Here is a 22,158-nt window from a genome sequence, read left to right as displayed (position 1 = left end):
GCCGGGCGGTTTTTATTCGACCACCAGCCCATGCTCAGCCAACACAGCCAGCAGGCGGGCTTCATCCCAGACACTGACGCCAAGATTATTGGCCTTGGTCAATTTGGAACCCGCCTTGTCTCCCGCCACCAGAAAATCGGTTTTGGCCGATACACTGCCCGTTACCTTGACTCCCAGTGTTTGCAAATGTGCCTTGGCTTGCTCACGGGACAAGGCCGACAGGGTGCCGGTAATCACCGCGGTTTGCCCGGCCAAAGGCAATGCATCGGCCTCTGACGGCTGCACCGGTTCGGCTTCTGGCCAGACCAGCCCGGCCTGTTGTAATTGCTCGATCACCGTCCGGTTGTGGCCTTCGGCAAAAAAGTTGACCACATGACTGGCCACCACGGTGCCAACATCGGACACCTCCAGCAGTTGTTCAACACTGGCATCCATAATCGCCTGCAAAAAGCCGAAATGATCGGCCAGACTTTGCGCCGTCACCACACCGACCTCCCGGATACCCAGGGCATACAAAAACCGTCCCAGAGTGGTCTGTCTGGCCTTGTCGAGGGCTGCCAGTACATTGGTGGCCGATTTCTCACCCATTCTCTCCAGGCCCGACAACTGCTCCAGTGTCAGGTGGAACAGGTCGTCGACAGAATCGATCAGGTTGGCAGCCACCAGTTGTTCTATCAGTTTGTCGCCCAGACCTTCTACATCCAGTGCCTTGCGTGAGGCAAAGTGCTTGATGGCTTCTTTGCGTTGTGCGGCACATACCAGCCCGCCAGTACAACGAGCTACGGCTTCGCCTGCGACCTTTTCAATCAGCGAGTCACACACCGGACAGCGATCAGGCATGACAATCGCTTCGGTCTGCGGCGGCCGTTCCGCCATCACCACGGAAACAATCTGTGGAATCACGTCACCGGCCCGACGAATAATAACGGTATCCCCAATCCGTACTTCCAGCCGGGCAACTTCGTCCATATTGTGCAGCGTGGCATTACTGACGATAACTCCTGCGACTTGCACTGGCTGCAGGCGGGCTACAGGGGTTACAGCACCAGTGCGGCCAACCTGAAAATCCACCCCGATCAAACGGGTCATCTGCTCCAGTGCCGGAAACTTGAAGGCAATCGCCCAGCGTGGTGCCCGGGCCACAAAGCCCAGCTGCTGTTGTAAAGCCAGATCGTTTACCTTGAATACCGAACCATCTATTTCATAGTCCAGCTGATGGCGTTTCTCACCTAACAGCCGATAGCATTGCAGTGCCGGTTCCAGACCGCTGGCAAGACGGGTTTCCGGATTGATACGGATACCCCACCCCTGAATCTGATCCAGCACGCCCCGGTGGGTTGCCGCCAGTTCAAATTCGTCCGAGACGATCCCAACGCTGTAGGCACAAAATTCCAGTGGCCGTTGTGCTGTAATGGCAGAGTCGAGCTGACGCAACGAGCCGGCGGCAGCATTACGTGGATTGGCAAACACCTTGCTGCCGCTGGCTCTGGCCTTGGCGTTGTAGGCCTCAAAGCCGGCCTTGGGCATATAGACTTCGCCACGGACTTCGATACGCTGCGGCCAGTTCTCGCCTTGAAGGCGCAAGGGCACATTCTTGATCGTGCGGACATTCCGGCTAATGTCTTCACCGGTCTGGCCATCGCCACGGGTCGCCGCCCGTACCAACAGGCCATTTTCATACAGCAAGCTGACCGCCAGACCATCCAGCTTTGGTTCACACACCAGTTCAATATCGGTGGTGGTTTTCAGTCGATCCTGCAGGCGCTGGTAAAACGCGGCGAACTCTGTTTCGTTCATGGCGTTATCCAGCGACAGCATTGGCATTTCGTGCTGGATCTGGTCAAACGATGATAACGGCTCGGCACCGACACGCTGGGTGGGTGAGTCTGTAGTAACCAGCTCCGGGAACTGTGCTTCCAGCTGCTGTAACTCCCGCATCAGGCGGTCGTATTCGGCATCGGGAATCAGCGCTTCATCCAGAGTGTAATAACGATAGTTGTGGTCGTTGATTTGCTGACGCAGCTGTTGAATACGGATACTGGCTTCGTTTGCTAACACGACGTCTTGGGAGGTATCGGAGGGCATGACTTTCTGGCTCACACTGGCAGGCGCGGTGCGTGCCGCGCCTGAAGGAATGGGTTGTACACACTGGTGACGCTAGCGCCGCCGGCCTGCTGCCGCCTGTTTTTTGGCCAACAGTGCTTGTCGACGTTCATATTCAAGAATTTGCTGACGATCGTGCTCTACCGTTTGTTTGGTAAAGGTACTGAGCGTGCCATCCTTGAGTTCGGCATTCAGGTGATCGGCCAGCAGCCGCGCCATTTCAGACATGGCCTGATAGGCTTCCAACGGGCGCTTGGCACCTGGCAGGCTTAAAAAGAACGTTAATCCGGCAAAATTCTCATCGGCCATGGTGGCCGGATCAAAGATGCCGGGTTCGTAAGTCTGGGCAATTGAAAACTGGATCGCCCCCTGACCGTCGGCTTCTTCAAAGCGGTGAAATATTTTTTCTTCGCCGTAACGCAGGTCACAGCCATCAAACAGGTGTAAGAGTGCCAGACCGGAAAACCCTGCCTCATCCCGAGCACGGGCGTGCACAACCAGTACGACTTCTGCTGCAGCGCGACTGGACAGCTGTTCAGCATTCTCGCCAGCATAAATAATCAACTCACTGCCCTGATCCGCACCCTGTTCTTCTTGCAGGGCAATCTCATCTTCAAGATGTGGCTGCTGGTCGTCCTCTGCCTGACTGTCTGCCAATGTGGTGTCGGCTTCCTCATGACTGGTTTCGTACCCAGTCGATATGGCCGCCTGTTCTTCTGTCCTGGCCTCTGGCTCGATAATCACTTCCTGCTCACCCAGCGCTTCGACGGTCATCAACAGCGGCACGGATTCATCCAGATTCACCGGCTGGGCTTTGGGGATGATGGCGGCCGGTGGCTGCTCGTCGGTTGACTGGTCTATTTCCTGGCTACGGGCATTCAGCCAGCTTTCAATATTGTCTTGCAAGCCCTGTTCTTCTGTACTCCCGGTCTCGGGTTCCAGAACATCGGTACGGGGAGCAGCCAGATCGTCACGGTCACTGGCCCAGGCCTCGGGAACAAAAGCGTCGATATCCCCCGGGTTGTCTGTACTGCCGGAGTCGCTGGCCGTTATCGGGTCATCCTTGGATTCAGAATCCTCCACTACCCGAAAACGCCCACCCGGTAACTCAGGGTTGTGATTATCTTGCGGAAATTTGAAATTCTTGTTGATGTCCAGCTTCAGTGCCATCGCCCGGGCACGCTTCATTCGCCGTATGCCATCCACTACGATCGTCACGACTGCCAGTAACCCCAGCAAAATCATGACCGTTTTCCAGGTCAGTTCCATAACGCCCTCTTCGTCTGTGTATTATCGGGCAACTGGATTTGGTGTCTCATAAAACCCGTTGTAGGTTGCCCGCTGTATTCTGTTGTTGATTGCGCCCTTTCTGACGCCCGGCAGCTTAACGCTTACTGTTCGATCATTTCTGCCGCCGCTTCGACATCAACAGAAACCAGCCTGGACACGCCAGGCTCCTGCATGGTGACACCCAGTAATCGGGATGCCATTTCCATTGCGATTTTGTTGTGGGTAATAAATATAAATTGCACCTTGTCTGACATTGCCTTTACCAGTTTGGCATAACGTCCGACATTGGCATCATCCAATGGTGCGTCTACTTCATCGAGCATACAAAACGGCGCCGGATTCAGCTGGAAGATGGAAAATACCAGTGCGATTGCCGTTAATGCTTTTTCACCGCCCGACAGCAAGTGAATAGTGCTGTTTTTCTTGCCCGGAGGCCGCGCCATAATGGCTACGCCTGTGCTCAGCAAGTCATCATCGGTCAGGTCCAACCAGGCATGCCCACCACCAAATACCTTGGGAAACAGGTCGGCCAGGCCGTGGTTGATTTTATCAAAGGTCTCTTTGAATCGGGTACGGGTCTCACGGTCAATTTTATGAATGGCGCTTTCCAATGTTGCCAGCGCGGTTTCCAGATCGTTACTCTGGGTATCCAGATACACTTTACGTTCTGACTGCAGTCGATATTCATCGATAGCCGCCAGGTTGATATTGCCAAGACGCCGAATGCGTTCACCCAGGTCAGACAGGTCTTGCTGCCAACGTTCGGGGTCCGCTTCTTCTGGCATATTGTCCAACACGTCTTTCAGGGTCAGTTTTTCTTCCTGCAGCTGTTCGATCAGCCCTTGGCGACGAATATCCAGCGCCTGACATTCCAGTCGTACGGCTTCCAGCTGGTTACGCACTTCCAAGGCCTGTTGTTCTGCCTGACCACGCTGTTGCTCCAGCTGCCGCAATCCGGCTTCTGTGCTTTCCAGCTGGCTACGGGCTGCCTGTACCTGCTGTTCTGCCTGTTGGCGTCGGGTTAACAGTTGTTGCAGTTCTGATTTTAACTGCTCCAGATCAATATTATGATCTTGCGTTTGGCTTGACAGTATAGCCTTTTTTCTTCCACGCCACTGTTCCAGCTGCGCCTGTAACCTCTGTAGTGCCGTGTTTAGCGACTGAATACGGCTATCCAGTTCACGTTGTCCCAATGCGGCCTGATGAGCGGCTTGCTGTTGTTGTTGCAATAATGCCCGTGCATCATCCAATTGTTGCTGTTTGCTGTCTCGCTGCTGCAGCAGTTGGTCACGCTCATCGCCATATTGTTCAATCGCGGCATTGGCTTCTTGCCATTGCAGCCGGGTTTCTTCCAGTTCTTCTTGCAAAAATGCCTGTTGTTCACGAGCTTCCCCCAGGTCGTCATCGATACGCCGGCTTCGTTGTGCCGCCTGTTCGGCCCGGGCCTGGTGGGCTGACAGCTGGGTTTGTAGTGTCATCAACTGGCTGTTGACCTGCTGCCATTCCCGTTGGGCATTGTCCCGTTGCTGTTCCAGACCACGCAAGCGCATCCGCGCTGCTTCGTAATCGGCTTCCCACTCTTCCACGTCCATATCCAGCTGGTCCCATTGCTCCAGCAACAGTTCCAGCTCTTGCTGGCGACCCAGAACACTGCCCTGGCTTTCGTCCTGGCGTTGTACCCGTATCCAGTCGCGGCCAACCCGTACTGCGTCGGCAGTGATCCAGCTTTCTCCGACGGCCAGCTGGTGACGCTGCGCCAGGGCCTGGTCAAGGGAGTCTATGGTGCGTACGGAGGCCAACAGGTCGTCCAACGGATAAGCACACTGTACCCGTTGCAGCAGGGAGTCCGGGGCCAGCGCGGTATTGCTCGCATCAATGGCGGAGTCGGACCAGAGCACAAGGCTGCCTTCCTGCAAGCTGTCCAGCCATTGGCTGGCGGCGTCCAGATTATCGATCACCAGCGCTTGCAAGTAGTCCCCCAGGACTGCTTCCACTGCGTCTTCCCAGCCTCGTTCAACCTGCAGCCGTTCTGCCAGTCGGGGTTTGCGCGCCAGCTGACGGCTTTCCAGCCAACGGGCCATGGCATCGCTGCCTTGCCCCAGTGCGGCTTTTTGCAGCGCTTCCAGTGTTGCCTTGCGATTGCTGAGGGTGTTGAGTTGCTGGCGACCGGTTTCTATTTGCTGTCGTTGTTGCTCGATCTCGCCCCGAACTCGCTCAGCCTGTTCTTTACTGCTGTCGGCACGCTGTTGCTGGTCTTCTGCTTGCAGCTCGTATTCGCTCACTTCTTCTTGCAGCAGCTGGATTTCATCCTGTTCCGGGCTGTTCTGTAGTTGCTGTTGCTCGCTTTGCAATTTTTGTAGCTGTTGCTGCAAGCGCGTCAGTTGCTGCTCCAGGGATTGGATCCGGGTCTGGGCAACATCGGCCTGACGGGCTGGCTCACCCGCCCGTTGGGTAAACTGTTGCCAGTCATCCTGCCAGCGGGCTTGCTCATGTTCGGCGTCTTCGAGCTGCTCTTTGGCTTGCTGTAGTAACTCGTCCAACAGTTCCTGTTCCGGTGCCTGTTGCAGACGCTCGGCTTCCAGCTGATCCAGTTGCTGCTGATCGGCTTCCAGGGCGATCTGGCAGGCTTCCAGCTCACGTTCGGCTTCGGCCAGATTACGGCTCAGTTCCTGCGACATTTGCGACTGGTGTTCTATTTTTTGTTCCTGGCGGGCAATCAGGGCACCGACTTCATAAAACTGGCCCTGCACTTCCTGAAACTGTTCGTTGTGTTCCGTTTGTTGTAGCCGTAACGATTCGGTTGTGGTGTCGATGCGCACCTGCTCGGATCGATACGCTTCCAGACGTGTATCCAGCTCACTGATCAATAACTCGCGCTGGCAGTACTCCTGATCCAGTTGCTGCCATTTCAGTGCCTGCAACTGGGCTTTTTTCTGCCGCTCTTCGGCTTTGAGTGCCTTGTATTTTTCCGCGGCCTCCGCCTGGCGCTGCAGATGCCCCAGCTGGCGGGTCAGTTCGTCGCGAATATCCTGCAGGCGTTCGAGGTTTTCCTGCGTGCGGCGCATGCGGTTTTCGGTATCACGGCGGCGGTCTTTATAACGGGAGATACCCGCCGCTTCTTCAACGTAAATCCGCAGTTCTTCCGGTTTGGCTTCAATCAGGCGGGAGATCATGCCCTGTTCGATAATGGCGTAGGAACGAGGCCCCAGGCCAGTCCCCAGAAACAGGTCGGTAATGTCTTTACGGCGACAGCGGCTGCCATTCAGAAAGTAGGTAGACTGGCCATCCCGGGTAACCTGGCGACGGACGCCAATTTCGGTGTAGGCCGCGTATTCTCCCCGCAGCGTCTGGTCACTGTTGTCAAAAATCAGGTCAACGCTGGCTTTGCCTACCGGCTTGCGCTCGGAAGAACCATTAAAGATAACGTCGGTCATCGAGTCGCCACGCAGGTATTTGGCTGAGCTTTCGCCCATCACCCAGCGCACCGCATCAATGGTGTTGGATTTGCCGCACCCATTAGGGCCAACGATACCGGTCATATTGGTATCAAAGCTGACCGTGGTGGAGTCGACAAAAGATTTGAAGCCAGAGAGTTTGATGGCCTTCAGGCGCATAGGAATCCGGTGGAGTTGGACTGTACAGGGCAACAGCCCGAATAATACGCAATATTAATTGGAAGTGGCTAATCACGCCACTTCCACAGCGTCAGATTGACTCTTTCTGTGCATTGGCTTCGATGGCTTGCACTACCAGCAAGCAGTGACGCTTACAATATTCATTGACCAACGCCTGTACTTCATCACAGCGTTCACCCAGGGTATAGCCGATCAGGCGGGTAACAAACAGACTGGTTTCGTTCATTTCACCCAGGTTTTTGCGTAATGCCAAGGCCAGCGCCCGATGCAGGGGAGGCTGCAGGTTGTCGAGGGCGGTTTTCAGGTATTCATTGCCGGCCGCTACCGCGGCGCTGGATATCAGTTCGAAGTTGGCATCGATAAACTGGTGAGGGTCGTGCTCGGCGGCGGTGTTACTCAGTTTGTTGACCAGCGCTTCCAGTGTTTGCTTGTCTTCTTCTTTCCAGCTCCAGGAAAGTTTCTCTGCCAGCATTTCAAGCAGGTTGCCATACAACCGATACAGGCTGCGTACACGGTCGGCATTCAGTTCGGTGACATAAGCACCCCGGCGCGGCTGGATAGTGACCAGATGCCGACGTTCCAGAATCAGCAGTGCTTCGCGAACCGACCCACGACTGACCTTCAGCTCGGTTACGATGCGAGCTTCCTGGATACGCTCGTTATTGACCAGGTCTCCCTGAATAATGCGATTGGCCAGGTGATTGGCTATTTGTTCTGCAAGACTTTCGGCGACAACAAACGCCATAAATCAATTCCTCGTAAAGCGATATATATGACCCGAGACCATCCTCTGGCTCAGGCTATGCAACGTTGACTGTCATCATGCTCGGGTCAACATATTATCGGTAATCATGTTTTTTACGGATACTCCACAGCACGATTGCTGAAAACGGGAGTTTTCTCCGTCATTTGTGCTACAGAACTCCCCCATCCGGGAAATGGTAGCATAGGCATACAGCAAAACGGCCCAGGCTGTCCTGCTTAGCATAACCTGCTCCAACATCTCTGTAATCACGCGACCATCCAATAATCATCGACGCAAGAGGGAAACGACAGGGAATCTACAAAAAGAGCCCACTTGGCCAAAAACAACACTTAGTCTCTTGCCAGGAACAATAACTACCGAAAAAAGCATCTTTCTCAGCCAAAAGTACCAATTTCTACGAATGATCAATCAACTTTGTGCTTTTATACTGCCTGCTGAAAAGACCCGGACAGTATAAAACGCCCATGTTGTCTATGGAGCCGTCACTGTTTGCCCGCAATAGACAGCAGCCTCTCGTCGGTCTGGCCGGAGCATATTGACACATATGCGACCAAGTCAACAGAAGCATGCATATATGTGTGTGACAACGATATTCCGGATGAGACACAACCAGTGGTTTTTGCATACTCAACCAACAGTGACAACATGAATAGCGCATCAGCGGATAACGACAACAAAAAATCGATGGAATTCCTGACCCAGCTGGGACAACGAATTTCTACCATGGCCGATCTGGTCGGTGGCAAAAAGAAACTCGCCGATGCCGCTGGTATTTCAGAGTCACAGCTTTACCGCTGCATCAAAGGTGCCAGTGCCACCACGGTCGAGCCACTGGTCGCCATGGCAAAAGCCGCCAACGTTTCCATTGAATGGGCAATATCCGGCGAAGGCCTGATGCAAGCCTGTCCTGATCAAAAAACAGCGCGCATCGACACCCCCACTCCGTGCCATACCGGCTCACTCCCCTTGTGCGACAAGCACACGACCTGCGCAGAATTTGCCCCTCCCAACCACTGGGCCAAACAACGGGGCTTGAACGACCAGAGCCTGAGATTAATAACGGCCCGGGGCGACAGTATGGAACCCACCATTACCAACGGTAGCCTGGTGCTGATCGACACCGGAAATACCTCACTGGAAGATGGTTATCTGTACGCGTTGCGAGAAGATACTTTCGAAGTCATACGGCGCATTCAGCGCAAACCGGGTCAGGGCATCTGGCTGCTGACCGATAATACCCACTATACCGATATCCTGTTGGCAGCAGACGATATCAACCCATTGGGAATCATTGGCCGAGTCGTCTGGATTGGCAGAGATGTATAAGCCCTGATACAGGGCTTATACACAATCAACGGATTCAGGCAGTGGCTTGCCGAGCCCGAATGGCAATCAGAACACCCGCCACAATCATCGCCATTGCCAGCAACATCAGCAGGGTCAGATGCTCAGACAAGACCAGCGCCCCCATTAATACCGCCAGCCCTGGCACCAACAGCTGCACCTGTGCTGCCCGATGAATCCCCAACCAGGGCAACACCTGATACCAGCCAAAATAGCCGACTCCGGACGCCACAGCCCCTGACAGAATCGCCAGTAATAACGGCTGCCAGTCCAACAGTTCTGCGACAGCAGCAAAAGGCAATAACAGCATCGACAGAATACTCGCCGCGACAAACGCTGCCTGCACATCCGCCAGCGGTGTCGACGAACCTTGCCCCAACACCACAAAGCTGGTCCAGCCCACGGCAGAAACCACCATCAGTAATACCGCCCACCAGGAATATACGGCACTCCCGGGCAGTAACAGCAGTGCCAGTCCGCTGATGGAAACCAGCATGCCTGCCACTTGCCAGCGTCCCGGGTGTTCACCGCGCCAGATATTGACCAGTTGCAGGCCGATTTGTACCGTGGCGAACAGCACAAAAGCGCCAACACCGGTATCCAGACTGACATAGGCCATGGAAAACGCCGCAGCATAAACAAATAGTCCCAACCCCAGAAACCAGAAACGGGGAGCCTTGATGCTTACTCGGTTATGAGTTGCTGCCCGCGCATTTTGAAACCACAATAACAGGCTCAACACCACGGCACCGGATACCAGCCGAATCATGGTGAAATTTTCAGGGTCAAAATTATATTCCCGCAGCGCCCAGCGGCAGAGCAGAGAATTGGCGGCAAAAGCCAGTAAAACGAACGCAGTCTGAATCACCATCATATGCTCACTTGTTGTTAATATTATTCGGGCAATTTGCTGCCGTTTTTCTTTATCGATCAATTGATAAAAATACCCGGCAGCGACTTATCATCGCTACGTGCCTCTTTCTCCACACTTATCATTGAGTCGTAGTGGAGCATAACACTAAAGTATGACACCTGAGGCTGCCGTCATAATTGACTATTCCATCGATTAAGAAAAAGTATTATCTATTCCACCAGCGCAGCGTCTGCCTGCGCCAAACCCGATGCTGACAGGCCAGGGCAAGAGTCCGTTATCCATCCGCGGCATGCGTTGATACAGCAAGCAACACGACCAGGGTTTTCCTGACAAAGAGTTACCCACGAAGGGTTTGCCTGCCAAGGAATGCATCTGCTAATCTGCCCCGTCAACGTTTGACCCCGACCTGCTTGCTGCGCATCAGCGATCGCTCCGGCATAACGTTTCATGCCGTCACACGCCGGATGCTCGAGGTACTGGTGCACAGTAATGATCCAGCCTTGGCTGGCATACTGACCGGGTCGGCGTTAGCAATTGTGTTGCCCCTTTGCTTTGCCATGATCAATACGCCATGACACATTCACAACGCTGCAGCCGGGCGTTTTTCGCCGGATCGAGCGGTTCCGCCCGGATCTGATTCCTCAGCCAGTTCAGAGATATTTCATGATTAAACAGTCTGCCCTGATTCTGATCGGAGCACTTACCCTAAACAGCCTGATAGCCAGTGCCGACCCGTCACACAGCTGGAGTTACGAAGGTGCCAACGGCCCGGAGCACTGGTCCAGTCTTTCAGACAACAACGCCGCCTGTAACCATGGCTGGAATCAGTCACCGCTCAATCTGACCGCCATGATTGATGCCGATCAGTTACCGCTGGTCTTGAATTACCACCCGGGCGGCAAGGAAATCCTTAACAACGGCCACACCGTACAAGTCAATTACGCTACGGGAAATACCTTGAATGTGGGTTACCACCGTTTCAACCTGATGCAATTACATTTTCATACGCCGTCAGAAAACCGTATTGAAAGCCGCTCCTACCCGATGGAAATGCATATGGTTCATGCCACACCGGAAGGGCGGCTGGCCGTGTTGGCTATCATGTTCAAGACCGGCAAGAAAAACGCCGAACTGGCCAGAATCTGGGATGACCTGCCGCAGCCTGGCCAGCGCAGGGCATTGAAGGGCTCGCTGGATATCACCCAATTACTGCCCTCTTCACTGGATTACATTCGCTACAACGGCTCCTTAACCACGCCGCCCTGTACAGAAGGAGTCAGCTGGTTTGTACTGAAAACACCGATCGAAGCCTCCGCTGACCAGATGACAAGATTTACCCGCCTGATTGGCGAGAACAACCGCCCGCTACAGCATCTGAATGCCCGCGTGATTATCAAATAGAACAACGGCCAGTGCAGGCGCCTGCTTGCCTTGCTCCCGAGCCGAACCACAAGACAGGCCAGAACAAGCAAGCAAAAACGAGCCAAAAAAAAGCCCGCAGCGATCACCATCGCTGCGGGCTTTTTCATTCCATGCAACAGCAAACCGACGAGCCCTGACGGTCTGCTATGGCATTGAATGACTGTCGGTCAAATCATGCCTCGAGGCGTTCCCACACGGTGGCAATCCCCTGACCCAAACCGATACACATGGTCGATACGCCGTAACGACCGCCTTGCTGTTCCAGCACATTGATCAACGTGGTCGAGATACGGGCACCGGAACATCCCAGCGGATGACCCAACGCAATCGCACCACCATGAATGTTGACGTGATCATCTGCAACTGCAGTCAGCTTGAGGTCCTTGATGCAAGGCAAGGATTGTGCGGCAAAGGCTTCGTTCAGTTCCCAGTAATCAATATCGCTGGTTTCCAGACCGGCACGCTTCAAGGCTTTTTTGGTTGCTGGCACCGGGCCATAACCCATAATCGCCGCATCCACACCGGCAACCGCCATCGACACGATACGAGCACGGGGCTTGAGACCCAGCTCGGCGGCTTTTTCCGCACTCATCAGCAACATTGCTGCCGCACCATCGGTGATCTGGGAAGAAGTACCGGCCGTGACCGTCCCACTTTTGGGATCAAACGCCGGGCGCAAGGCACCCAGGGTCTGTAACGTGGTTTCCGGACGAATGGTTTCGTCTTCGCTAATCAATACCTGTTTGCCATCCGCATCGTGGCCATATATCGGGATGATTTCGTTCTTGAACTTGCCATCCAGCGTTGCCTGATGCGCACGCTGATGCGAGCGCACTGCGAAGGCGTCCTGTTGGTCACGGCTGATACCGTGCATCTTGCCGAGCATTTCTGCGGTCAGCCCCATCATATTGGAGGCCTTGGCAAAATGCTTGGACGATGCCGGGTTATGATCAAAACCATGGGTCATTTCGACGTGACCCATATGCTCAACCCCTCCCACCACAAATACATCACCGTTGCCGGTCATAATGGCCTGGGCCGCCGTATGAATGGCGCTCATGGCCGATCCACACAAACGGTTAACGGTTTGTGCACCGGCTTCTTTCGGGACTTTGGTGAGCAGACCAATCTGGCGCGCCACGTTAAAGCCCTGCTCTTTAGTCTGGTTCACACAGCCCCAGATAATGTCTTCCACCAGCTTGGGTGGCACTTCCGGGTTGCGGTCAAACAGTGCATCGATAATTGTGGCGGACAGGGTTTCTGCACGGACATGACGGAAAGCGCCACCACGGGAGCGGCCCATTGGCGTACGAACCGCGTCGATCACTACAACGTCTTTAGGATTCAGGGTTGTCATAAATTTCTCCAGGTTCGCTCTTATTCCGCACTGTCTGTGGTAACGGCTGCCGGGAAGTAGGACTCACCGTTGGCGGCCATTTCTCGCATACGGTCCGTCGGCTCATACAGTTTGCCCAGATGCGCAAAACGGTCACACTGCTCAACAAAGCTGGCCAGGCCCACGGTATCCATATAACGGCAAGCGCCGCCACGGAATGGTGGGAAACCGATACCAAAGACCAGACCCATATCCGCTTCTGCGGCGGTATCTACAATGCCTTCTTCCAGACAGCGGGCAATTTCGATACACATCGGAATCATACAGCGGGCAATGATGTCGTCGGCTTCAAAGTCGGTCGCGGCTGCCACTACAGGCTGAATCAGTTCGTAGGTGGTTTGATCAACGACTTTTTTCGGTTTGCCTTTCTTGTCGGTTTCGTATTTATAAAAACCTGCACCGTTTTTCTGACCATAACGATGGTTTTCAAACATGACTTCCATCGAGGTTGTGTAATCGGCTTTCATTCGATCCGGGAATCCTGCCGCCATGACTTCGTTGGCGTGCACACCGGTATCAATACCAACAACATCGAGCAGGTAGGCAGGCCCCATTGGGAAGCCGAACTTTTCCATCACCTTGTCGATTTTCTGGAAGTCGGCACCGTCTCGTACCAAACCTGCAAAACCGGCGAAATACGGGAACAAGACCCGGTTCACCAGGAAGCCCGGGCAATCGTTGACCACAATCGGGGTCTTGCCCATTTTCTTGGCGTAAGCCACGACGGTTGCTACTGCTTCGTTGGACGTTTTTGAACCACGAATAACTTCCACCAGCGGCATCATATGTACCGGGTTAAAGAAGTGCATACCGAGGAAGTTTTCCGGCCGCTTGAGATCGGCTGCCAGCAAATCAATCGAAATGGTCGAGGTGTTGGAGGTCACAATCGTGTCTGCAGATACCTGGTCTTCCAGCTCAGCCAGGACTGCTTTTTTGACGTTCGGGTTTTCCACGACCGCTTCCACCACGGTATTGACCGTACCGAAGTCACCATAACTGAGCGTTGGACGAATACGGTTTAATGACTCGCCCATTTTCAGCGCGGTCATCTTGCCTTTATCCACCCGACGGGACAGCAGCTTGTTGGCTTCATTCAGACCCAGCTCAATGCCGTCTTCACTGATGTCTTTCATCAGGATTGGCGTACCTTTATAGGCACTCTGGTAAGCAATACCACCGCCCATGATACCGGCGCCCAATACTGCTGCCATGGCCGTTGGCCTGGCGATCTTGTCGTATTCCTTGGCTTTCTTTTTCAGCAGCTGATCATTGAGGAACAAGCCGATCAAGGCCTGGCTTTCGGTGGTTTTGGCCAGGGTCGCAAAGTTTTTGGCTTCAACGAGCAGCGCTTTGTCGCGGCTCATGGAGCAATGTTTCTGCATGGTTTTGATGGCCGTTACCGGTGCCGGATAGTGGCCTTTGGTCTGCCCCATCACAAAACCCTTGGCGGTCTCGAACACCATCATGGCTTCCATGGTGTCCAGCATCATCTTGCTTGTTTTTTCGGCCCGACGCTGTTGCCAGTTGATGTCTCCGGCAATCGCCGCTTCCAGCATCAGAATAGCTTGTGGACGCAGTGCATCGGCGCTGAATACCGCATCAACAGCACCATCGGCCAGCGCCTTGTCGGCTTTCTGTTCGTTGCCCATGCAGATCCACTCGATCGCATTGTCAGCACCGATCAGACGTGGCAAACGCACAGTGCCGCCAAAGCCCGGCATGATACCCAGTTTGACTTCAGGCAACCCCACTTTGGCGGTGTCGGCCATCACCCGGATATCGGTCGACAATACCAGCTCCATACCACCACCCAGCGCAATACCGTTGATCACTGACAAGGTGGGTACTGGCAAGTCTTCAAGGGCAGAGAAAACGCTGTTGGCGTAGCCGATCCATTCGATGATGGATGCTTCTGGTCCAGCAAAGTAGCCGCCGAACTCGGTGATATCAGCACCCACGATAAATGAGTCTTTACCGGACGTTAACAGCACGCCCCGGACCGTATCATTGGCAGCAATCGCGACAGTGGCAGCCTGTAACTCTTCCAGTGCGGCGCGGTTGAATTTGTTGACGGACTCGCCCTGCAGGTCGAACCTGAGTTCGGCGATGTCACCTTCGATCATGCTGACCGTGATGGCTTTACCTTCGTAAATCATCAACTGATCTCCAAGTGGTGGTTAGCGTAAGGACTGTTGGTTGACAGCCCGATCCATGGTTTGTGCCTTCGCGTCATGTCATATGGTTATCTATTATGGACACGAAGCTATTTTCAAACACTCGATTAATACGACCGTTTGAATAATGAAACAACCTTCGTTGAATCTCACAGCAAAGTCAACAGCCAGATTGGACCACTCTTGGTCGCATCATCAAAAAACCACTCTGGAAAACGCTGGCCACCGGCACAAAACAGGCTGTCACCTGCTTCAGCAAACATCGGTTTATGCCATCAATACAAGGATAAACAGGCCGTCAGCAAGCATTGGGCAAAGAGCAGACATGGCCGCCTCCGGGCATGCCGCCAATCGCGCCAAGTTCGCTCGTCACCACGATAAAGTGTCTTTTCGTATCAAAACAACCTACTACTAATGTATGACGCCGCGACATTCGCGAGCAAATATCGTAGTATTGCTTGACCGGCTTTTATTGCGTTCACCCGCGGCCTGTTCGTGTGGTTGAATAAAAGCGAGGGTGTTCAGCAAGCAGACAGATGAAGACCCTAACAATAATCATAAAAAGACTGAGGTCATGATGACTAGATTCTTCCAATCGCTGGGATTCGCCCTGGCACTCACTTTGACATCCATTTCCTCCCACGCAGATGACAATGCGCTGATGGTCCAGCTTCAGCACATGCGGCTTGCTTCTATCGGAGTGATGACAGACTTTTTTATGTATACCGGTCTTGATGGCGACAGCAAATACAGCCGTCGAATGAATACCGATATGGATTCATTTAATACTTCTCTGGCCCAGGCCCGGGAAGGGGCTGATGGCCAGCAAGAGCTGATCCGTCATTTGAACGATATTGAAGACAAATGGCATCACTTCACCCGCTCGCTGAACAGCAACCGCAACCTGGTTGAGAATCAAGGTTTTCCCAGTGTGCAGATGGTTGATGAACTGGGTCGTCTCAACAACACCCTGGTGACACGTATTTCAACGGCCTATCAGCAATTGGCTGGCGAAAGTGACACCAATCCTGCCATTGAGAAAGTACGTGACATGGCCATGCTGCTACAGGAAATGACAACTCAATATGCCGCCTCCGCAGCTATGGAGAACTCTGAGGTGTATCTCAGTGAGTACAAGAACACCATGCAAAAAATGACCTCGGATTTTGAATTCCGTCTTGCTGATCTCAAGGTCATGACGTCGCAGCGATCTACCGATATCCTGATGGATAACATCAATAGCAAGTGGCGCTTTCTGCGTAATTCCATTACCCGCCAACACGAGATGGACGTGCCTTTTCTGGTCATCAGCTATAACGACCGAATCATTCGCCACCTGGAAGAGCTGGAAGGCAAAATAGGGAGTTGATCCGACCCGCACGTACCCTGCTCACCCGGTAGAATAGACAGGCCTCGCCTCCGGGCGTGGTCCTGGCATCCGGAACAAGAGCAGAGCTCGCCCGATACCAGTGGCCGGGTTACTTACCTTCCCCCCGGATTAATTGCCTGACCCTGTGCTTGCTCTCGTCCGCACGAAACAGATGCTTTCCACCTGCCCTGCTCCCTTCTTCCCACAAAACGCAAACGCCGGAATCCAGGTCATTGCACCGCGTGAAACCGGAGATCAATACCGATATCGGGTATATTATCTGGCTATACTGCTTGGCTGGCGATACCGCTGCATTGGGGTTCTGTTGTTTTGCCATGGCCCCTCGATCAATGATCAGACCAGTACCAGCCATTTCATCCAGTGTCATTCACAGGAAATACCATGTCGCATGCTATATATCTCGCTATTGTCATGATGTCTTTGATTGCCAGCGGTTGCAGTCAGATGAGCGCCTTACCGTCCCCTGGCGACAGTAACAGTTCCTACAGCGCTTCAGGGGCACAGCTAAACGATGACGAGGCCACCCGCGCGCGGCTGTATCAGCAATATCAACAATGGCGCGGTACGCCTTATGCCTGGGGAGGTTTAAGTCGCCAGGGCATTGATTGCTCCGGGCTCGTTTATCTTACTTATCGTGATGAATTTGGCCTGCCAGTCCCTCGCACAACGTTGCAACAGTCGCAGATTGGCTCAGCAGTCAGCCGCAACGAATTACGCCCCGGTGATCTGGTGTTTTTCAAAACCGAGAACAAGAACCGCCACGTCGGCATGTATCTGGACAACGACCAGTTTCTCCATGTTTCTACCAAGAGTGGCGTGATTATTTCCAGTTTTGAAAACAGCTACTGGGAAAATCATTACTGGCAGTCACGTCGGCTGGCGGATTAACACACACTGCTTTTATTGCCTCCCGGATCAGGTTCAGGCTTGCTTGTGGTCGCCGGGCATCAGCGCCGCAGCAGCCAAATCACTAACCCGATTACCAGCAAAAAAGGTATCGCCAAGAACCTGAATGCCACAAGCAACAGCAGCAAGCCCAGAATCAAATACACCGGCCCGACAACAACACACTTGATCAAAGTCCACACGGTCTCCTCCTTCTGACAGATATAGCCATTATTCTCTCCACCAACGAATCACCAACGAATCACCAACGAACTGTTCGGCCCTGTAAAGTGGCTATCAACTTGCCAAGAGTCGATTCAGGCTGCGACTCTATGATGATATCCAGATCAGTCGATCGACATTGATTACAGGGAAGTCCGGTAGCAATACAATCCGATGCGCCGTACTCCCGACTTTCATGGCCACATTGCTGACAGCGGCGAATAACGCAATAAATTGGCCATGGCATTGTATAATCTCCCGTATATATCCATGCATAACACACATACAAACCATATTATTTTTATATTATTCCTTAGCCATTAAATAATTTTGACCATATAGAAACATCAACCAAACCATTCCTTGATTTTTTCTTTTGCAGCATCAATATGATCCTGTTCAGTATAATCAACCATAGCTTTAACAGCAGCAGCCAGCGCCACCGTATCGTCCGTGTACCCTACAACCGGGATAAAATCCGAGATAATATCAACAGGAAAAATAAAGTATCCCAACGCTCCATAAATAATGGCTTTGGCACTGGCTGGTGTATTGCTATCTGCCGCAACGTAGTACAACGTCAAGGCTTTTTCTACCACCTCACTTCCAGCTGATTTGGCATACTTTGTTAGTTTTTCCCAAAAACCGCTATCGCTATAGCTTTCTGGGTGATGATTATCAGTCATGGCCATACTCCGTGATTTAGTCATTTATATATTCTTCCTGAAAAACAATAAAAACAAACCCACGCGACAAAAGCCGTCGCTTATATTTTTAAAAAGCATTTTTTCTGAAATGTCCTGTTCCCTGCTCTACCATGCGTCACTGAGCCATCAGACAGGAAAGTCCTGTGATACCAGTGCACAGCAGCCGTAGCCGTAGCCGTAGCCGTATACTGCGACTCAGCCGATTGTCAGAAGCTGGCCTTGATACCAGCAATCATTATTTATACCATGGTTATCAATAGTTTCAGGAGGCTGATACGCACGGATACACGGACTTATATATACACTGACAAACACACTGATACACACACCAGCGACCAGTGCAGCATGCACCAATACATATTTGAATCAAATGGTATATATATTGAAAATAAAATATAAACCGACAGCGGTTATATCACCACAACAGTCCTGTCTGCTATTGTTTTTTTAACGTGCGATTGATCGGGTAATCAGCCCAGTATCACTATGACAGACATTGTCCAGAGTCCAGAGTCCAGATGGCATCCTTTACTCACAGCCACGACTGGCTGCCATTCATTCATTATAAATCAGGCTCCGTCGAGGTGTGCTTCAAACATATTTTTTGAACACCAGAATGCGGTTATTGGCCGGCATGGCAATATCCTTGATCAGCCGCAGCTTTTCCTTGCGGGCAGCCAGTACGATTTGCTCAAAATCCTTGATTCCGGCTTCCGGGTCAACATCGGCCTTGAGCCAGGCATCCAGCGACTTGTTGCCTTCGCTGGTAAACTTGCCATGGTAGTTAAACGGGCCGTACAAAAAGACCAGCCCGGCGATGCGTAATACCCGGCCAATCCCGGCCATCATGGAGCGTACCTTGGGCCAACCAACGTAATGCACTACATTGGCCGAAAACACCGCATCAACTTCCTTCACTGGCCACAGGTCTTGCGATACATCCAGCACTAACGGTGGCAAAAAATTATCCCGCCCTGAACGTAAACGCCAGGCATTGATCGATGCAATCCGGGCCGCCATTTCAGAAGGCTGCCAGGTAATATCGCGCATGCGCTCACTCATAAACGCCGCATGCTGGCCAGTACCGCTGCCTATTTCCAGTACGACAGAATGTTTCGGCAACTCTTCTGACAGTACATCACCAATGGGTTGCTGATTACGTAAGCAGGATTCCGAGACCGGCAGGTCTTCATCCTGTGCAATTTGAAGCTCCGGCAGAATATTCACCCGATTCATAGCGATTCCTGTTGTCTGCCGAGACCACCCTCAGCCTTACTCGCGGCAGAGTATGTCACAGGCACCAGTCGGCAGAAATAGTGCCGCTTCGAAATAGCATGATCTTTATTGCACCATTCCATGCCCTTTTTCGAGAATCACTGTAACAGGCAAATTGCCGCCAGCCTGACTAGCCAGTAGAATCGGACGATATTTTTCGATTAATAAACCGGATTTGAACTAGCCCCATGCGTGCAACCGAATTTTTACTCGCTACAGAGAAAGAAACCCCAGCCGATGCCGTGATTGTCAGTCATCAATTAATGTTGCGATCTGGCATGATCCGCAAATTGGCCGCGGGTTTGTACACCTGGATGCCGCTGGGGTTACGTACCTTGCGCAAAGTTGAAGCCATTGTACGGGAAGAAATGAATAAAGCCGGTGCCCAGGAGGTATTGATGCCAGCGGTACAACCCGCCGAGCTGTGGGAAGAAACCGGTCGCTGGTTCGAATACGGTGGCGAATTGCTACGTGTCAAAGACCGCCACAATCGTGAGTTTTGTATTGGCCCGACCCACGAAGAAGTCATCACCGATCTGGCCCGTAACCAGCTAAGCAGTTACAAACAGCTACCGGTCACGCTGTTCCAGATCCAGACCAAATTCCGTGATGAAACCCGCCCGCGCTTCGGGGTCATGCGATCACGTGAATTTATCATGAAGGATGCCTACTCCTTCCACCTGACCGAAGCAAGCCTGGAACAAACCTATCAGGTAATGCACGGCGCTTACTGCAACCTGTTTGACCGTCTTGGCCTCGACTACCGTCCGGTCTGGGCCGATACCGGCTCCATTGGTGGTGCCAAGTCCCACGAATTCCACGTCTTGGCTGATTCTGGCGAAGACGATATCGCCTTCTCCAGCGCCAGTGATTACGCCGCCAACGTTGAATTGGCCGAAGCCGTGGCACCAGCCGGTGAGCGCCCCGAACCAACCGAAGCGATGCAGCTGGTCGACACCCCAGATGCCAAAACCATCGCCGAGCTGGTTGAACAACATGGCATTGCCATTGAAAAAACCATCAAAACCCTGATCGTTCATGGTGAAGCCGACGACAAGGGACAATACGATCTGGTTGCCCTGCTGGTGCGTGGCGATCATGAGCTGAATGAACTCAAGGCTGAAAAAATTCCCGGTATTGCCTCGCCACTCGAATTTGCCAGTGAAGAAGAAATACGTCCGGTGGTCGGGGCTGGCCCAGGCTCCATTGGCCCGATTGGATTGACAATACGCATTATTGCCGACCGTGCCCTGAGCATCAGCTCAGACTTTGGTGCTGGCGCGAACAAAGACGGTCAACATTATTTTGGCATCAACTGGGAACGCGACCTGCCGCTGCCAGAATTTGCCGACCTGCGTAACGTCGTGGCCGGCGATCCAAGTCCTTGTGGCAAAGGCACACTGGAAATCAAACGGGGCATTGAAGTTGGCCATATCTTCCAGCTGGGTACCAAATACTCAGAAGCCATGAAAGCCACCGTGCTCAACGAAAATGGCAAGGACAGCACCCTGATCATGGGTTGTTATGGTGTCGGCGTCAGCCGGGTGGTCGCTGCCGCCATCGAGCAAAACCACGACGACAAGGGCATTATCTGGCCTGATGCCATCGCGCCGTTCCATATCGGTATTGTACCCATGAACTACCACCGTTCAGACGCCGTAAAACAGGCAACCGAAACCCTCTACGCCGAACTGACCGCTGCCGGCTATGACGTTTATCTGGACGACCGCGACAAAAAAACCAGCCCCGGCGTCAAGTTTGCCGATATGGAGCTGATGGGCTTCCCGCATCGCATTGTACTGTCAGACCGGGGACTGGAAGCCGGCACGGTGGAATACAAGGCCCGCCGTGCTGACGAGAAGCAAGACATTGCTCTCGATGAACTGATGCCATTCCTGAAAACCAAGGTGTCATGCTAGGCCGCCAACCGGCTACATGGTTGCTGACTGCCGTACTGAGTGGCCATTGTGCCCTCAGCGCAGCAGAGGCGATGCCCAACCACGACCCGGAATTACGGTTGGCCTTGCTGAACGCTGTTACCACTGCCGAGTCGTTCCCCGACCGCTTTGATGCCGAAGTCTGGTTAATGGATATGCAATCCCGGCTCGAGAGCATGAAATGGATCAAGCTGAGAGATAAGGCCGAACAGCTTGAGTTTCTGCGGCTGGTACACCTCGAAGCCAGTCGGGCCAATATCTCCGCCGAGATGGTACTGGCCGTGATTCAGGTCGAAAGTGCCTTCGACCGTTTTGCGGTTTCCCGTGTAGGTGCCCGCGGTTATATGCAGATCATGCCTTTCTGGAAAAATGAAATCGGCCGCGATGGCGACAACCTGATGCATATGGCCACCAACCTGCGTTACGGCTGTACCATACTGCGCCACTACCTCGACAAGGAAAAAGGCAACTGGACCCGCGCGCTGGCACGCTATAACGGCAGCCTGGGCAGAACGGTTTATCCGGAAAAGGTGATGGCCGCCTGGGAAAAGTACTGGTTTGTAAACCATTGACCTGCCGGCTGAGGCAGGCAAGCCAAGACGCTCCTTGAACCAGTAATACCGAGACACAGACCGCCTCTCTTTTTACCGGCTTATCATCGTCTCGCTTGTTATCTCTCTCACCACACCAGCCCCACACACCAGCCCAAAACACCAGCCCAAAACACCAGCCCAAAAC

16 protein-coding genes are annotated in these 22,158 nt (G+C 53.1%); 6 read left to right on the top strand and 10 right to left on the bottom strand.

The window, feature by feature from the left end; genetic code table 11:
* Window positions 1-12: 12 nt before the first annotated feature.
* The 4 genes from ligA to Q8W32_RS10340 form a co-directional block, all read right to left on the bottom strand.
* The gene (ligA, locus tag Q8W32_RS10355; RefSeq protein ID WP_305414828.1) at window positions 13-2,085 is read right to left on the bottom strand and encodes an NAD-dependent DNA ligase LigA; all 2,073 of its coding nucleotides are present in this window, start codon (window positions 2,083-2,085) and stop codon (window positions 13-15) included.
* 72 nt (window positions 2,086-2,157) lie between these two features.
* The gene (locus Q8W32_RS10350; RefSeq protein ID WP_305414827.1) at window positions 2,158-3,372 is read right to left on the bottom strand and encodes a cell division protein ZipA C-terminal FtsZ-binding domain-containing protein; all 1,215 of its coding nucleotides are present in this window, start codon (window positions 3,370-3,372) and stop codon (window positions 2,158-2,160) included.
* Between the two features lie 122 nt (window positions 3,373-3,494).
* Window positions 3,495-7,007 carry a chromosome segregation protein SMC gene (gene smc, locus Q8W32_RS10345; RefSeq protein ID WP_305414825.1) on the bottom strand — a complete coding sequence of 1,171 codons (3,513 nt, stop codon included), beginning with the start codon at window positions 7,005-7,007 and terminating at the stop codon, window positions 3,495-3,497.
* 91 nt (window positions 7,008-7,098) lie between these two features.
* On the bottom strand, window positions 7,099-7,773 hold the full coding sequence (locus Q8W32_RS10340) for a GntR family transcriptional regulator (RefSeq protein ID WP_303434024.1): 675 nt from the start codon (window positions 7,771-7,773) through the stop codon (window positions 7,099-7,101).
* Window positions 7,774-8,439: 666 nt separating this feature from the next.
* On the opposite strand from Q8W32_RS10340, the gene Q8W32_RS10335 reads away from it, so the two are divergent.
* Complete coding sequence (locus Q8W32_RS10335) at window positions 8,440-9,120, top strand: S24 family peptidase (RefSeq protein ID WP_303434025.1); 681 nt, start codon at window positions 8,440-8,442, stop codon at window positions 9,118-9,120.
* Window positions 9,121-9,154: 34 nt separating this feature from the next.
* Here the strand turns inward: Q8W32_RS10335 and Q8W32_RS10330 are convergent, their stop codons facing one another.
* Entirely contained in the window at window positions 9,155-10,012 is an 858-nt protein-coding gene (locus Q8W32_RS10330) for a DMT family transporter (protein ID WP_305414824.1), read from the bottom strand.
* A gap of 663 nt (window positions 10,013-10,675) precedes the next feature.
* On the opposite strand from Q8W32_RS10330, the gene Q8W32_RS10325 reads away from it, so the two are divergent.
* Window positions 10,676-11,413 (top strand): carbonic anhydrase, encoded by a 738-nt coding sequence (locus Q8W32_RS10325; protein ID WP_305414823.1) that lies wholly within the window; start codon window positions 10,676-10,678, stop codon window positions 11,411-11,413.
* 193 nt (window positions 11,414-11,606) lie between these two features.
* Here the strand turns inward: Q8W32_RS10325 and fadA are convergent, their stop codons facing one another.
* Together fadA and fadB are read right to left on the bottom strand one after the other, a co-directional pair.
* Window positions 11,607-12,791, bottom strand: coding sequence for an acetyl-CoA C-acyltransferase FadA (gene fadA / locus Q8W32_RS10320; protein ID WP_303434028.1), 1,185 nt, complete (start codon window positions 12,789-12,791; stop codon window positions 11,607-11,609).
* Between the two features lie 20 nt (window positions 12,792-12,811).
* On the bottom strand, window positions 12,812-14,986 hold the full coding sequence (fadB, locus tag Q8W32_RS10315; RefSeq protein ID WP_303434029.1) for a fatty acid oxidation complex subunit alpha FadB: 2,175 nt from the start codon (window positions 14,984-14,986) through the stop codon (window positions 12,812-12,814).
* A gap of 592 nt (window positions 14,987-15,578) precedes the next feature.
* Between fadB and Q8W32_RS10310 the strand changes: the two genes are divergently transcribed.
* Complete coding sequence (locus tag Q8W32_RS10310) at window positions 15,579-16,373, top strand: hypothetical protein (RefSeq protein WP_303434030.1); 795 nt, start codon at window positions 15,579-15,581, stop codon at window positions 16,371-16,373.
* A 402-nt stretch (window positions 16,374-16,775) separates the two neighbouring features.
* Window positions 16,776-17,282, top strand: coding sequence for an NlpC/P60 family protein (locus tag Q8W32_RS10305; RefSeq protein WP_303434031.1), 507 nt, complete (start codon window positions 16,776-16,778; stop codon window positions 17,280-17,282).
* Window positions 17,283-17,315: 33 nt separating this feature from the next.
* Here the strand turns inward: Q8W32_RS10305 and Q8W32_RS10300 are convergent, their stop codons facing one another.
* The 3 genes from Q8W32_RS10300 to Q8W32_RS10290 all read right to left on the bottom strand — a co-directional run bounded on the left by Q8W32_RS10300 (window position 17,316) and on the right by Q8W32_RS10290 (window position 19,444).
* A complete protein-coding gene (locus Q8W32_RS10300; RefSeq protein WP_305414822.1) occupies window positions 17,316-17,480 on the bottom strand; it encodes a hypothetical protein in 165 nt (54 codons plus the stop codon).
* 368 nt (window positions 17,481-17,848) lie between these two features.
* Window positions 17,849-18,187: a YkvA family protein gene (locus Q8W32_RS10295; protein WP_305414820.1), complete on the bottom strand. Its 339-nt coding sequence runs from the start codon at window positions 18,185-18,187 to the stop codon at window positions 17,849-17,851.
* A gap of 612 nt (window positions 18,188-18,799) precedes the next feature.
* The gene (locus tag Q8W32_RS10290) at window positions 18,800-19,444 is read right to left on the bottom strand and encodes a DUF938 domain-containing protein (protein WP_303434033.1); all 645 of its coding nucleotides are present in this window, start codon (window positions 19,442-19,444) and stop codon (window positions 18,800-18,802) included.
* A 227-nt stretch (window positions 19,445-19,671) separates the two neighbouring features.
* Between Q8W32_RS10290 and Q8W32_RS10285 the strand changes: the two genes are divergently transcribed.
* Window positions 19,672-21,402: a proline--tRNA ligase gene (locus Q8W32_RS10285; RefSeq protein WP_303434034.1), complete on the top strand. Its 1,731-nt coding sequence runs from the start codon at window positions 19,672-19,674 to the stop codon at window positions 21,400-21,402.
* 20 nt (window positions 21,403-21,422) lie between these two features.
* Complete coding sequence (locus tag Q8W32_RS10280; RefSeq protein WP_303434035.1) at window positions 21,423-21,992, top strand: lytic transglycosylase domain-containing protein; 570 nt, start codon at window positions 21,423-21,425, stop codon at window positions 21,990-21,992.
* The last annotated feature ends 166 nt before the right edge of the window (window positions 21,993-22,158 follow it).

This window comes from Oceanobacter sp. 3_MG-2023 (genome assembly GCF_030688925.1).
Classification (GTDB): Bacteria; Pseudomonadota; Gammaproteobacteria; order Pseudomonadales; family Oceanobacteraceae; genus Oceanobacter.
Note: the sequence above shows the minus strand (reverse complement) of the source record. Positions and strands in the feature narration are given on the sequence as shown.